Raw genomic sequence first — 13,053 nt, forward strand, 5'->3', positions numbered from 1 at the left:
AACGAAATTTAAACTTGATCACCCCCTCACTTTAACCTTCACACGGTAAGCTGTAAATGAGGTGAGAGAAATGAATGATTTTATTATTGAAACGAAGAAGCTGACGAAAAAGTTTGGCTCGACAAGAGTTGTTAATGATGTAGATTTGAAAGTGAAAAAGGGTGAGATTTATGGTTTTTTAGGGCCGAATGGTGCCGGAAAAACGACGACCATTCGAATGCTTCTCGGGCTTGCTCGACCGACAAAAGGATCAATCCATATTTTCGGCAAGGATGTTAAAAAAGAAAAACTCTCCATCTTAAAAAAGGTTGGATCACTGGTCGAATATCCTTCTTATTATGGGCATTTATCCGCCCGTGAAAATTTAGAAACGGTGCGCCTGTTATTGGACGTGCCAAAATCTAGAATTGATGAAGTCCTTTCAATCGTCCGTCTGACAAAGGATGCGAAACGACCTGTAAAAGGGTTCTCTTTAGGCATGAAGCAACGGCTTGGCATTGCGACTGCTTTACTTGGGAATCCTGAACTGCTCATTTTGGACGAGCCAACGAACGGACTGGATCCATCGGGAATTATTGAGATTCGTGAACTTATTAAAAGTATGCCAAAGGATCACGGGATTACGATTGTCCTATCGAGCCACTTACTTTCAGAAATCGACCAAATGGCGACACAAGTAGGCATTATTTCAAATGGCCAAATGATTTTTCAAGATTCCATTTCGAAACTAAGAGAGCAGTCTACGAGCAAGATTAAGTTAACAGTAAATGACGCGGAATCCGCTTGGAAGACATTATTGACACATGGGTATACTACGGATCTCGTTCACAATCAACTTTCAATTGAAAATGGTTCAGATGAAAAAGTCGCTAAAATTGTGAAATCCCTCGTTCAAAACGATTATTCAATTTACAGAGTAGAAGAAGAGAAAAAATCATTGGAAGAAATCTTTTTAGAATTAACCGGACAGGAGGGCAGTTTGTGATGACGCGGATAATGGCCTCTGAGTTTCTTAAAATCAAGCGAAAAATGATCCTATTTCTCGTACTTCTTGGACCAATGGGGGTCATTGGCCTGGAAGCCGTCAATTTTGGAATACGGTATGATTGGCTCACAGAAGTTTACAAGGATGATTTATGGGTGGGGCTCATTGGTGAGGTTTCTATGTTATCTATCATCACGATTCTCATCGGCTTAACGATATTGACATCAATGATTGCCAATATTGAGCATCAGACAAATGCTTGGAAGCAACTCTTGGCATTGCCCATTTCAAAAACTCAAGTATTTACAGGTAAAGTGCTTCTGTCCATTTTTCTCCTCTTGATTTCTTGTTTCTTCTTAGCGGTTGGTACGATTGTACTTGGCATTGCATTAAAATTCGGCACGGATATACCTTATCTCTATTTACTCAAAATGTGTTTCTTTCCATGTCTTGCTGCTTTACCTTTTATCATCTTGCAAATTTGGTTGGCGATTACATTGAAAAATCAAGCCATTCCATTAACATTTGGAATTCTCGGTGCAATCATCTCTATGTATTCAATGAACTTTGCCGACTGGGTTCCATGGAAATGGCCGTTGTTAATGAATGAATGGGAAAAACCAATGTACTCGGTTTTTGCTGGCCTTGGAACAGGGATTCTACTTTATTTCATAAGTCTCCTAGATTTTAATCGAAAGGACGTGAAATAAATGGGGAAATTATTTCAATCTGAGTTTCTAAAGTTACGAAAATCCTCGATATGGATGCTCATTTTCGTGAGTCCGATTTTATCGTTGTTGCTTGGGCTGAGTGAATTAAGTGAAATTCCAGATTTCAAACAACACCAATGGACCGCAACGCTTGGTATGATGACAATTAGTCACGCCATTCTTTTTTTACCGTTATTAACTGGGATCTTTTCAAGTTTTGTTTGTCGATATGAGCATGTTGGAGGTGGGTGGAAGCAACTTCTTTCACTTCCGGTTTCTAGAAAAAATGTGTATCTCGTGAAAATCCTTATTGTTAGCCTTCTAATTGCGGCCACACAAATCTTATTTATTATGGGTCTTTTCCTCATAGGATGGATAAAAGGATTCCCGGCTGACATTCCTTGGGGCACCATTTCCACAAGTGTCATCGGAGGATGGATTGCCTGCTTACCGTTAATCGCTTTACAAATGTTTGTATCTGTTGCATGGTCGAGCTTCGCCGCACCACTTGCAGTCAATGTGATTTTTACGATACCGAATATGTTGATTGTCAACTCAGAAAGGTTCGCTCCATACTATCCATGGGCACAACCATTTGAGATGATGATGTCCAATTCAGTTGAAAGTTTTGGTGCATTAAATGTTTCTCCTATCACGTTATTCACCGTAATTTTGGGGAGTTTTGTGCTTTTTTTAGGAACTGGCTTTGTTTACTTTTTGAGAAAGGAAGTATGAACGTTAGTGTCTGGCGTCCACATGGATGTTTTGACTGAAAAAGCGTATCCGAAAATTTAAAACAGAAAACCTCGAATGGGTCACTTTTTTTAAAGTGTCCACTATTCGAGGCTCAGTTCAAGACAGGATACTAGGCAATCCTTTTTACTTTGATATTATGTGAAGGGTAGTGCCCTCTACTCAATGACATTGAAGAGTAAACTTCGCTTTATCAAACTGTTTACTCTGAAGGTCGTTTTTATCGATACAAAAGTAAAGAATCCCAACATCGCCCCACATGACATCTATATCATCATCACTATCCATTTGAAACAATAAAACCATTTCATTACGTTTCTGTTTGATTTCCTTCGAGTTCCAATCTATTTTCTCATCGTTATCATAATAAATAATTTCTTCAAACACGTTATTCTGTATGGCAAAAGGTTCTCCAAACATATAGTGCATTGGAGAAGCAATTGATCCACTGTACCTTTCTACTTGTTGCATCATACTCCCTCTGAAATCAAAGTAGTTATCTAATTCCTCTTCGTTCAATACTATCCCCGAAAACTCTTCCGGAAAGGATAATAATTCATTAAACATTGCTTTAAATACAGGCAATTGGAAATAATCTTCTGTCTTTTCGGGATATGGTGTGCGTGTTAACTCTTTTACATCTCCATCGAAATAAAGAACTTTGAAACAATTCTTATCTTCTTTATCAAATCCCCAAGGTTGATCTACTACATCATAAAAGAAATAGAGAATTCCTGTTTTCGGAAGTAGGTTTTCCTTATCAAAAGGGCTAGCTTCTCTTAGATTCAATTGTGCTAAAAATGATAGATATCCATTATGGTATTTGGGAAATGAAAAGTGAGCAGGTAAATCGGGTAAACCACCAAATTTAGAATGCCCTATTGGAATATCCGCCTCGTCTACTAGTTCTTTAACCATTCCAATAGATGAAGCTGTGATTTTCAATAGATCTTCTTTTTTATGGACAAGTTTTATTCTTTCAATAACTTATCAATAACGTGCATAATGCATCTCCCCTTTAATGATTGTTATCCGTTCAACTTGATACAGCTGGGTCCTTGATTAGGTTTTATCATCTAGCCCATACTCTGCCATACAATATTCCGAAGCTCTTTGTCGACTAAAAATAGCCTCCAACAACTTCGTCACCTGGTAAAAAGCATCTATATCCAGATACTCTTCGCTCAGTGTGTTCCTCGCCATATCCCACGGACAAGTTGACGCCTTGTGTACACTTCCATTCCTGCATCGAACGAGATTTTTTCAAGCAACTCGCTACCTTTGTTTCTTTAATCATAGAATTTTTTTTTGATGCAATATTCCCCTAAACAAGAAGTCAAACAGTTCATACATTCAAATAATCATGTCTCACTCATTATCTTTATCCTTTTTGTCTCTACCTCTGTCTCTGTCTCTGTCTTTGTCTTTGTCTTTGTCTTTGTCTTTGTCTTTGTCTTTGTCTTTGTCTTTATCTTTGTCTTTATCTTTGTCCTTGTTTCTTTTGTCCTCCATATCCTTTTTATGTTCTTTATCTCTGTCCTTCCCCTTATCTTTCTTATCCTCTTTATCCTTTTTGTTTTCTTTATCTTTCTTCTGCCCGTTTTCTTTCCTTTTACTTTGTTTCTTTTTCTTCTTTTCAACCAATGGTAAATTAAATTCCTTGTTAGGCAATTCACTTATGGATTTAGATACTATTTGTTGAAAGATTATTGTCACCGTGACACCACTTGTTGCCGTCAAGTAATGGGCTTGATCCGTTTTATCATAGCCTAACCAAGTCGCACCAACGAGATCTGGCGTATATCCAACAAACCAGTGATCTTTTGAACCAGCTACACCAGGGAAAGGTAGTTGTGTAGTACCGGTTTTTCCAGCTACGTCTATTCCGGGTATCTGTGCATTTCTAGCTGTTCCGTTATCCACAACACCTTTTAGCATATACGTCATCTTTTGAGCAACTTCCGGTTCTGTAACCTGCGAAGACTTGTCACTCCACTTACCAATTATTTTTCCTTCTGCATCCTTTATTTCTGATATAGCATGAGCTTGCATCATTACTCCATCGTTAGGAAATGCGGAAAAAGCCTGGGCCATTAACAAGGGTGACGTTCCTTGGTGCAAGCCACCCAATGCTAGCCCGAGATTATGATCTTCTTTTTCTAAAGGAATACCAAACCGTTCAACTGTACTAAAACCTTTTTCAATTCCGATTTCATTTAATAGCCAAACTGGAGGTATGTTATAAGAGTTAATTAGTGCATCATAGAGTGTCACTTGTCCACGGTATCGTTTATCAATGTTTTGTGGTTGGTAGCCATCTATATTGATTGGTTCATCAACTAGCATATCGTCAAAGTCATACCCCTGCTCCAATGCAGCAGTGTAAACAGCAAGCGGTTTTAACGCTGATCCGGGTTGCCTTACTAAATTTGTCGCATTATTAAAACGTTTGTACGTATAGTCTCCTCTTCCTCCAACTAACGCGCTAATCCCACCCGTTTTAGGATTAAGAAATACGGACCCACTTTGAATAAGTTGATCGGGCTTACTATCTGGAAAATTGTCTTCATTTTGATAGACCTCTTCCGTAGCGTCCTGAATAACAGGATTAAGTTCGGTATAAATGTGAAGTCCCCCAGACAACACTTCATTCTCAGTCAAACCGTACATATTTACTGCTTCCTCGATAAGATAGTCCACATAATACGGATATTTCCCTTTATAATCTATCGTCTCTTTATCCGTTAATACGATCGGTTGATCAAGGTTTTTATCCAAATCCTGCTGACTGATGTAGCCTTCGCTCTTCATTAACGACAGCACGATATTTCTTCGGTCAAGCGCTTTTTCCATGTTTTTATAGGGCGATAAGTTAGACGGAGCTTTGACTAGTCCAGCTAGTGTAGCTGATTCGTTTAATGTTAGTTCACTCACATCTTTACCAAAATAGACATGTGCTGCTCTCTGAATGCCCCATGCGCCTTCCCCAAAATAGATTAGATTTAGATAGCGTTCCATAATTTCATCTTTTGAGTATGTTCGTTCTATCTTCTTTGTGAATATAAGTTCTTTGAATTTACGCGTATAAGTAGTTTCTGATGTTAGAAATACATTTTTCGAGAGTTGTTGAGTAATTGTACTACCACCAGCAACCACTTCACCTTTAACTAGATTTTTCATGAATGCTTTAGTAATACCGAAGTAATTAATTCCGTTATGCTTATAAAAATGTTGGTCTTCTGTAGCGACGAAAGCTTCGATGAGTTCTGTTGGAATTTGATCCAAACTCACTCCTTCTATTTTCGAGTTAGACACTTTACTAGCTACCTCGCCATTTATATCGTAAATGTATGTAGGTCTTGGTTCAACGATGTCCAATTTACTAACATCGCTAAACGTTATTAAAATCGTAAATGCCAATAGACCAAAAAAGATAATACCTATGAAGACAACTACTAGTCTACTGATGAGTTTTTTCGATTTAAACCATTCTTTACTTCTGCTTAATCGTGCTTGTTTATTCCTACGTTCCATTCTACTCAATCTAATACCACCTTCTACTTTATTGCCAAATAATTTAACACAAACTTTTGGCAACGCATACCTACCATCCAACACTAAACTAACTCCAATTCGATATCAATAGTGTCATTGTCGCATTCGATATCAGGTATCACCACAAGTTGAAGAGCTCAAAGACAAACGTTTTACACTTCTGAGTACTTATAAAAAAAATATAGTGAAAGTTTCATAGGCATTAATTTATTCGATAGTATGATTGCACCACTCTAAACGTTTTTTGAACCACTAAATATCATAAAATGCACCACCAAAAAACCATAAATTACACCAGATCGATATGTGAACCTGACGGAATCATGAATTTCGTCAGGTACTTTCTACAGTCTGGCTATTGTTAAATCAAAGTAATCCAAGCAAAAATAAAGGTATTGAACTATTTTGTATAAGTTTACTTTACTTTTATTAAAATCGAGTTTATAATTCAATTCAAGAGGTGATGGTCATGAAGAAAGATTTTGGGGATTCGATATCTAACAAGGTTTATGAATATCGTGTACTTGCCAGAATGTCTCAGCAAGAATTAGCTGAGAAAGTCGGTGTTTCCAAACAAACCATCTTCGTGATGGAAAAAGGAAATTATCTTCCGACTATGCTGTTGGCTTTTCGAATTGCCGATTTTTTTAGTGTTGATGTAAACGATATTTTTACTTATCTGAAAGGAAGTGATTAAATTGACAATTAAATCTACAGATATCTCTAATGCGATTTTTTCCCCTTTAAAGTCCTGGGCTGAACAATCTACGGGAAATTGGAATATTCTCATTGGAGTTGGTTTTTTACTGCTTATGGGTAGTGCGATTTTTACCTATGTATGTTATAAGAAGATTGGGCAAGACGACGAACGGACAAATAAAATCTTTTTGAAAAGCTGTTACTATATGCTCTTGGTAATTGTTCTATGTGACATAATTTTCCCAAAAGAATATATGTGGAACATCTTTTTCTTGTTCAAATATACATTGGCATTTTTAGCTAGTGGAATTTACATGGCCGTCCAATATAAAAAGGATTTTTCATAAGGAAAGATCGAAGAGTGAGACTCATCCATGGATGGTGGATTAGACAATGCTGATAAATAGGCTATCTAAACGAAATGGAAATCCAATAGGTTTAAAAGATCTCCCTCTGAATTACAACGCAAAGAATTCGTTTTTCACTGTTGACTTGTATTTATCTAACAAAGGCAGAATTTGATCCACGTTCTTTGTCGGACCGTCATCAAATGTTAAAGCAACGACCTTTTTTCCGTTTCAACTTGGTATGTTAACTCTCCAAGTAATTGAAATGTTCTTAATTTCGTAACCTCAAACGCACCTGCGAATAAAAATAAAAATCCAATTCCAAAAAATAAAATTTTCTTTTTCATCTGTTTTTCCTTTCTTTCAAAACCTAATATATAACGCTTGTATTTTAGCATAATGTAACTTTATTGAAATAAACATGCTACTTTAGTTCAACAAGAAAATAGAATCGTCTAAGTCGCTCAACGATTTTCAAGTAAAGCACTTGTTAGTTGAAGAAGGAATTATTTAACTTCCTCAATTTTAGAAACAGGAATTTCAATTTTTGTTCCTAATACATCATCAGAATCCAAGGATATATTAGCGATAGCTTCAAATTCATAAGTACCCGTCTTTAATTCAAGTTTTTCTATCCCTTTAAATTTTACTCTGTGAGGCTCATTTCGAATCAGTGTTGTTGTTAATAATGGTTGATTCATAGCACCAAAATATTCAAAACTACCATTTTGTTGATAAACATTAAAGAAAAAAATACTTCCACCATGATATATATCTTTTTCGGCTGCTTCTCCTATATAAGTAATTGTGGCATATACATTAAGGTCTTTTTCAACATTTATTGATACTTTGAAATCATCCACCTGTTTAGACTCATTGGCGATTTTCGGTTTACCACTTACATTTTCTTCATTGTTGTTATTTGTTACACAGCCAAATAGTCCGAAAATCAAAATTATAGAAACAACGATAAATAATCTTCTCATCGTTCCCACCCCCTTTTAGGATTAGACGGAATCCTAGTCGGTTTGTTTCATGCTTAATCATACTAACCTGCAAAATGGCCCGTTAGTTAAAGTGTAATCTCCACACACATTTCACTATCCATTATTCAAAATACTTCCAACCTAAAATATTTCAGTATCTTTCAACTTGTAATTCCATATTAATAATAACACTTTACTATCTCTCGTTTTGGGTCATTTATATCTTTGTAATACAAATAAATCTAAGGAAATTAGGGGGAGTTTTATGAAAGCTATCGTTTGTCACAAATATGGATCACCTGACGTACTTGAATTAAAAGAGATAGAAAAGCCTTTGCCTTTAGAGAATGAAGTACTGGTAAAAGTTCATGCAGCATCCTTGAACTTTGGTAACTTGGTTCTTTTGAAAGGCAAACCGTTCTTAGCTCGCTTTGCTTTCGGGCTACTGAGACCGAAATACGCTATACCGGGAGGTGACATAGCGGGTGTAGTTGAAGCTGTTGGCAAGAATGTTAAGCAGTTTCAACCAGGTGATGAGGTATTCGGTGACCTCTCTAGTAGTGGCTGGGGTGGTTTTGCTGAATATGTGTCTGTCCAGGAATTTGCTATAGCTTTAAAGCCAACCAACATCTCCTTCGAGCAAGCTGCTGCCTCACCTATGGGAAGTGTGACAGCCTTACAGGGACTACGTGATAAAGGAATGATTAAGGCAGGACAGAAGGTATTAATTTATGGCGCATCTGGAGGCGTCGGTACTTTCGCGGTACAAATAGCCAAATCATTCGGGGCTGAAGTAACAGGTGTATGCAGTACAAGAAATGTAGAAATAGTGCGTTCAATAGGTGCAGACCAAATCATTGATTATACAAAAGTGGATTTCACCCAAACAAAGGAGCGTTATGATTTGATTCTTGGTGTTAACGGGTCTAATTCCATTTCAGCTTATAAACGTGTATTAAAACCAAATGGGAATTTTGTTCACGTAGGTGGAGCCGAATCCCAAATGTTTCGATCTTTAGTTTTTGGACCTTTTATTTCAATGACTGGAAGTAAGAAAATAAGTAACCTTTTACAGAGAGCAAACCAAAATGATCTAATGTATGTAAAAGAATTACTTGAGACTGGAAAAGTAAAACCAATAATTGATAAACGGTATAAGTTAAGCGAAGTATCTGAAGCATTCAGATACTTCCTGGAAGGTCACGCTCAAGGTAAAGTTATACTTACTATATAATTATTATTAAAATGAAAAACTGACAATAACGAATCTAAATCATGGCTACTTATATAAAATAATTGGAACGCATAATTTTAGCCTATTAAAAATGTGCGTTCCAATTATTCCTTTTTCTTCAAACAAGGTGTTTATCTTTCTGAAGAAAGAATTAACCTCTCTTGCGGTAGATCGTGTTCCTCCCCCTCTCAGAACCGTGCTAAACCGACAAATCCGTACTACTTGACCTTCTACTGTCTCTACTATCATAACCTTTCCTCTTATGGCTTATCTAATTCAATTAGGACAAAAAACCTTCAGAATAAATCGGACTATTATTGTGGTCTAAATTTCCGTTGATGAACTACACAACTTCAGATATATGAGTTGGATTTGCTAAGGCTATCTGTATATTTTCTACTATCTTAACGCTTTTTAAGACAAAAGAGACTTATATATTTCTCCAATAATACCTTCGAGTTGATGAACACCCAATTCTGTATTCGTCATTATGACCGCCCCTTTCCCTAAATAGGGAAAGGCCACCATCATACATTGAAAACCCACTCCCCAACCAAGTGATGTAATTTCTAGTTCTTTTTCAGAGCCTTCAAGAAACACACCTAATCCAGTCCAACTTTTACCTCTTTGTGGGGATATCATTTCTATTGCTAAACTTTCCGAAATGCCAACCTTGCTTTCACCTTTTACAGCCTTCATTAACTCAAGAACTAATTCAGCTAAATCCATAGAAGTTGTCCATAATCCAGAAGCTGCTGGATAAGGATATATAGGATATTTCCCATCTACTAATTCACCGTTTTTATTGTGACCACAAGAAAAATTTTGCCTATCCACTTCCAATACTGTTTTATTGAAATGGCTATTTTCCATACCTAATGGTTTAAATATTTGCTCTTTCATAACTTGATGAAACGGTTTTTTCGCAACATCTTCTATAAGTTGTTGAATAATACAGAAACCGGCATCCGAATAATGGAATTCACTTTCTGGTTCACACTTGACGTCAATTGGAGTTTTACAATAAAGTGTTTTCCCCTCTAATAATTCAACCATCGAAGGAACAGCTATTTTCGAGTTCAGTTCAGGAAAACTACCTTCAGGGTCTTTAATTCCAGATTGATGACTTAGTAAGTTCCTCAATGTCACTTTTTTATTTTTAGTAAAGTCATTTTCCGGTGCTTTCCACTTTTTAAGATTTTCATTCACATCATCATCTAAATTTAGAAGCCCGTCTTCTACTAGCTTCATTACAAGTATTCCTGTTAAGAACTTACTAATTGAACACGCACTAAAAATAGAATCTTCATTTGCTTTTCTATTGCTTTCCACTTCTAATAAGCCATAATTTTCTGTTCCACTAATTTCATCGCCCTCAAGCAATGTGATACTTAAACCTTGCACATTATAATGTTTCATCCGTTCTTGAATTTTAATGTTTTTTAATTTCACGATTATCCTCCTTTGTTAGTAGTATCAATAAATCATAACACGAATGTACGTTCTCATATGTCTATTTGTAAAATAAATTTCTCTTCAACTATAATGCAATCTTATTTAAAAACCGGTAGACCATTTTCTATTTCTAATTAAAAATAAATCCCGTATCTTGCGCTTAGTTTGATCAGGATTGGAGGTTTTACCTGTTAACGCTATTCTAAGTAACTGCATTCGAAGAGATAATCATTTGCAAAACAATGACCGTAAGATTTAATGAAAATGCATACAATGGACACCAAGTGGCAAACTAAAATCATGGAGGTGTTTATAGTGAGTAACAGCCCGAAGAACAATTTAAGTGGTAACGTTAGTGATGAGCAAGCGGCTAAGAAGAATTTATCAAGGGAGTTTGATCATGAACTTGCAAACAAACCCTTGACACCGGCAGAGAGACATAATAATAAGAAAACGAAGAAGCGGCAATGAGCTAAAATGATGTAAGCCCGAATTTAAAAGAATTAGCGTACTTAATTCGAAAACACATTTACTATATACCGCTTATATCTGTAAAAGTTTCTTCAGGTATTCGTAGAGATCGAAACCGTTACTTTTGGCGGTTCTGCGATACTCAGACAGATGGCATTTTCTTTTCTCCAATACACCGCAAGGTATTAGGGAGAGCGCAATTATCTACAGTATCGCGGAGAATGCGAATGAAAATGGAATGCATCCGATGCGTATCCGACAGACGTAAAGCCTTGGACAAATTGATGCATTAGTCAGCGACATTACCTATTACGTGTATTGTCTTTAATATGTATCAAAATGATACAACAAGCCCCCCATCTATAGTAAGGTGGGGCTATTTGCCGCTTGCATTTATAATACAATCGCACAGTACAATCTCTATTCCGATGACAACGTATTATAATTTACACGAGAGGGGATTTTGCTGTCCGTTTTTTACTAAAGCCCCTTATAGTTGAATTAGGATTGTTAATCCAAACGGTAAAAGTCATATCTAAGACTTAGGATTCGCACCCAGTTAGTTCACGAAGTAAACCTGTTTTGCGTAGGACTCCCAATCTTTTTTATCGGTATTTATTTCAATTGTAGGAATGATTGAGTTTACAGCTTGATTTCTATACTCTTGTTGTTGTTCTAATAATAAATCACAAGCCATTTTCATTTCTTCTTCAGGTTTCCCTACCCATTCATTGGGATTCCTACTACTTATTCTTTGTTCTATGTTCTCTGGGGATACAGTTAGTAAGGCACATCTTGCTCCCATTTCAAACAACTCGACTTCTAATTGCTTAATTTCATCTAAAATAGTATGCGAGAATGCTACTCGATGATTTAAATGAAACCTTTCTAATATAAAGAATAAACCTTTTGAACGCTCGGATGATTGTCCAATTTCTCTTGACCAATCATTTAACTTTTTCAACATCATAACTCTTTCTGTTAAGAGTTGTAAGTGTTCCTCACGACCCAACCACTTTAATTCACCATCTACTTTGTGTAATATTTGCGAATAATGCTCACTAAGAATGACAACACTGCGTTCGGCATCATCACATGCCTGAAGTTTTTTCAGCGATTTCAAAACAGAAGTCTTTCCAGCATTCGAATAGCCTTCTAAGATTATCCCTCTAAATTTACTCATCTTCTCCCCCTTAATTAATGCTTTTTCTACTACAATAAAGGTTATAGAATTTTTTTACGCATCTTCAATTAAACTGCCACTTAGAAGATGGAGAAATCATCTAACAGAGCGAGATCCGGAATACATTAATTCTAATGTTGAACGTTAATGTTTGCGGAATGCAAATTAAATTGATATAACATCCGACCTGTTATCTCTAATTATTATGCGTTTCATCATGCATGAAATTAGTAGTATCCATGTTTTCGGGGTGACCGTATTCATATAAAATGACTCGATTCTTTTCGTAAACTTTATAAATATAGTCAACATTTTGTTCATTATCAAAAATCACTTTCACCTTTGTAGGTCTTATTTTTCTTCCTTCTTCTACAATTGTATCAATTGTCCATGTTTCATTCGGATATTTATCCTGAAGGTAAGTGTCAACTATTTCAATAGATTCTTCATACCTGTTCTGTAAGACTTGTTCTCGAATACCATAAAACACCCAGTAACCAATCAATATGGCAATGAATAATAAGGAAATTACTATTCTGCCACGCTTTCTTAAAAAGATAGCAATTAGGAACAATACGAACAAAATAACTCCCAGTAAGAATCGTTCAAGTGCATAATCTCCCATCCATGTTGCCTCCTCTAAATAACCTACTTTTCAATCAGACGAAATATATA

At 36.2% G+C, this 13,053-nt stretch carries 14 protein-coding genes and 1 pseudogene; 7 read left to right on the forward strand and 8 right to left on the reverse strand.

Annotation, left to right across the window (positions count from 1 at the left end):
* Positions 1 to 70 precede the first annotated feature (70 nt).
* Genes ACP8HG_RS09575 through ACP8HG_RS09585 form a run of 3 tightly spaced genes read left to right on the forward strand, consistent with a single transcriptional unit; the run spans position 71 to position 2,430 of the window.
* Positions 71 to 985: an ABC transporter ATP-binding protein gene (locus ACP8HG_RS09575; RefSeq protein WP_438298565.1), complete on the forward strand. Its 915-nt coding sequence runs from the start codon at positions 71 to 73 to the stop codon at positions 983 to 985.
* Positions 985 to 1,695 carry an ABC transporter permease gene (locus tag ACP8HG_RS09580; RefSeq protein WP_067210967.1) on the forward strand — a complete coding sequence of 237 codons (711 nt, stop codon included), beginning with the start codon at positions 985 to 987 and terminating at the stop codon, positions 1,693 to 1,695. Before ACP8HG_RS09575 ends, ACP8HG_RS09580 begins: the two co-directional genes overlap by 1 nt.
* A complete protein-coding gene (locus tag ACP8HG_RS09585; RefSeq protein ID WP_067210970.1) occupies positions 1,696 to 2,430 on the forward strand; it encodes an ABC transporter permease in 735 nt (244 codons plus the stop codon).
* A 180-nt stretch (positions 2,431 to 2,610) separates the two neighbouring features.
* Here the strand turns inward: ACP8HG_RS09585 and ACP8HG_RS09590 are convergent, their stop codons facing one another.
* The 3 genes from ACP8HG_RS09590 to ACP8HG_RS09600 form a co-directional block, all read right to left on the reverse strand.
* The gene (locus ACP8HG_RS09590; RefSeq protein WP_438298566.1) at positions 2,611 to 3,366 is read right to left on the reverse strand and encodes a YwqG family protein; all 756 of its coding nucleotides are present in this window, start codon (positions 3,364 to 3,366) and stop codon (positions 2,611 to 2,613) included.
* 202 nt (positions 3,367 to 3,568) lie between these two features.
* Entirely contained in the window at positions 3,569 to 3,745 is a 177-nt protein-coding gene (locus ACP8HG_RS09595; RefSeq protein ID WP_438298567.1) for a hypothetical protein, read from the reverse strand.
* 71 nt (positions 3,746 to 3,816) lie between these two features.
* Positions 3,817 to 5,982: a transglycosylase domain-containing protein gene (locus ACP8HG_RS09600; protein WP_438298640.1), complete on the reverse strand. Its 2,166-nt coding sequence runs from the start codon at positions 5,980 to 5,982 to the stop codon at positions 3,817 to 3,819.
* 490 nt (positions 5,983 to 6,472) lie between these two features.
* Between ACP8HG_RS09600 and ACP8HG_RS09605 the strand changes: the two genes are divergently transcribed.
* Entirely contained in the window at positions 6,473 to 6,700 is a 228-nt protein-coding gene (locus ACP8HG_RS09605) for a helix-turn-helix transcriptional regulator (protein WP_187045333.1), read from the forward strand.
* Position 6,701: 1 nt separating this feature from the next.
* Positions 6,702 to 7,049 (forward strand): DUF2178 domain-containing protein, encoded by a 348-nt coding sequence (locus tag ACP8HG_RS09610; RefSeq protein ID WP_399628062.1) that lies wholly within the window; start codon positions 6,702 to 6,704, stop codon positions 7,047 to 7,049.
* Between the two features lie 114 nt (positions 7,050 to 7,163).
* On the opposite strand, the pseudogene ACP8HG_RS09615 reads toward ACP8HG_RS09610, so the two are convergent.
* Positions 7,164 to 7,396, reverse strand: a pseudogene (locus ACP8HG_RS09615) (polysaccharide deacetylase family protein); the annotation flags it as partial.
* Between the two features lie 159 nt (positions 7,397 to 7,555).
* A complete protein-coding gene (locus ACP8HG_RS09620) occupies positions 7,556 to 8,035 on the reverse strand; it encodes a hypothetical protein (RefSeq protein ID WP_187045335.1) in 480 nt (159 codons plus the stop codon).
* 265 nt (positions 8,036 to 8,300) lie between these two features.
* On the opposite strand from ACP8HG_RS09620, the gene ACP8HG_RS09625 reads away from it, so the two are divergent.
* Entirely contained in the window at positions 8,301 to 9,269 is a 969-nt protein-coding gene (locus tag ACP8HG_RS09625; protein ID WP_342538705.1) for an NAD(P)-dependent alcohol dehydrogenase, read from the forward strand.
* Positions 9,270 to 9,683: 414 nt separating this feature from the next.
* Here the strand turns inward: ACP8HG_RS09625 and ACP8HG_RS09630 are convergent, their stop codons facing one another.
* A complete protein-coding gene (locus ACP8HG_RS09630; protein WP_438298568.1) occupies positions 9,684 to 10,721 on the reverse strand; it encodes a serine hydrolase domain-containing protein in 1,038 nt (345 codons plus the stop codon).
* Between the two features lie 318 nt (positions 10,722 to 11,039).
* Between ACP8HG_RS09630 and sspO the strand changes: the two genes are divergently transcribed.
* Positions 11,040 to 11,195, forward strand: a complete 156-nt coding sequence (gene sspO, locus ACP8HG_RS09635) for a small acid-soluble spore protein O (protein WP_255428466.1) — start codon at positions 11,040 to 11,042, stop codon at positions 11,193 to 11,195.
* Positions 11,196 to 11,754: 559 nt separating this feature from the next.
* Here the strand turns inward: sspO and ACP8HG_RS09640 are convergent.
* Together ACP8HG_RS09640 and ACP8HG_RS09645 are read right to left on the reverse strand one after the other, a co-directional pair.
* Positions 11,755 to 12,378 (reverse strand): hypothetical protein, encoded by a 624-nt coding sequence (locus ACP8HG_RS09640; RefSeq protein WP_399628073.1) that lies wholly within the window; start codon positions 12,376 to 12,378, stop codon positions 11,755 to 11,757.
* Between the two features lie 196 nt (positions 12,379 to 12,574).
* Entirely contained in the window at positions 12,575 to 13,003 is a 429-nt protein-coding gene (locus ACP8HG_RS09645) for a hypothetical protein (RefSeq protein WP_438298569.1), read from the reverse strand.
* Positions 13,004 to 13,053 lie beyond the last annotated feature (50 nt).

This window comes from Sporosarcina sp. FA15, assembly GCF_051550195.1.
GTDB lineage: Bacteria > Bacillota > Bacilli > Bacillales_A > Planococcaceae > Sporosarcina > Sporosarcina psychrophila.

Bases quoted from the DNA above. Each gene is read 5' to 3' on its own strand.
- ACP8HG_RS09575 (WP_438298565.1), top strand. From the start codon at position 71: ATGAATGATTTTATTATTGAAACGAAGAAGCTGACGAAAAAGTTTGGC.
- ACP8HG_RS09580 (WP_067210967.1), top strand. From the start codon at position 985: ATGACGCGGATAATGGCCTCTGAGTTTCTTAAAATCAAGCGAAAAATG.
- ACP8HG_RS09585 (WP_067210970.1), top strand. From the start codon at position 1,696: ATGGGGAAATTATTTCAATCTGAGTTTCTAAAGTTACGAAAATCCTCG.
- ACP8HG_RS09590 (WP_438298566.1), bottom strand. From the start codon at position 3,366: ATGGTTAAAGAACTAGTAGACGAGGCGGATATTCCAATAGGGCATTCT.
- ACP8HG_RS09595 (WP_438298567.1), bottom strand. From the start codon at position 3,745: ATGATTAAAGAAACAAAGGTAGCGAGTTGCTTGAAAAAATCTCGTTCG.
- ACP8HG_RS09600 (WP_438298640.1), bottom strand. From the start codon at position 5,982: ATGGAACGTAGGAATAAACAAGCACGATTAAGCAGAAGTAAAGAATGG.
- ACP8HG_RS09605 (WP_187045333.1), top strand. From the start codon at position 6,473: ATGAAGAAAGATTTTGGGGATTCGATATCTAACAAGGTTTATGAATAT.
- ACP8HG_RS09620 (WP_187045335.1), bottom strand. From the start codon at position 8,035: ATGAGAAGATTATTTATCGTTGTTTCTATAATTTTGATTTTCGGACTA.
- ACP8HG_RS09625 (WP_342538705.1), top strand. From the start codon at position 8,301: ATGAAAGCTATCGTTTGTCACAAATATGGATCACCTGACGTACTTGAA.
- ACP8HG_RS09640 (WP_399628073.1), bottom strand. From the start codon at position 12,378: ATGAGTAAATTTAGAGGGATAATCTTAGAAGGCTATTCGAATGCTGGA.
- ACP8HG_RS09645 (WP_438298569.1), bottom strand. From the start codon at position 13,003: ATGGGAGATTATGCACTTGAACGATTCTTACTGGGAGTTATTTTGTTC.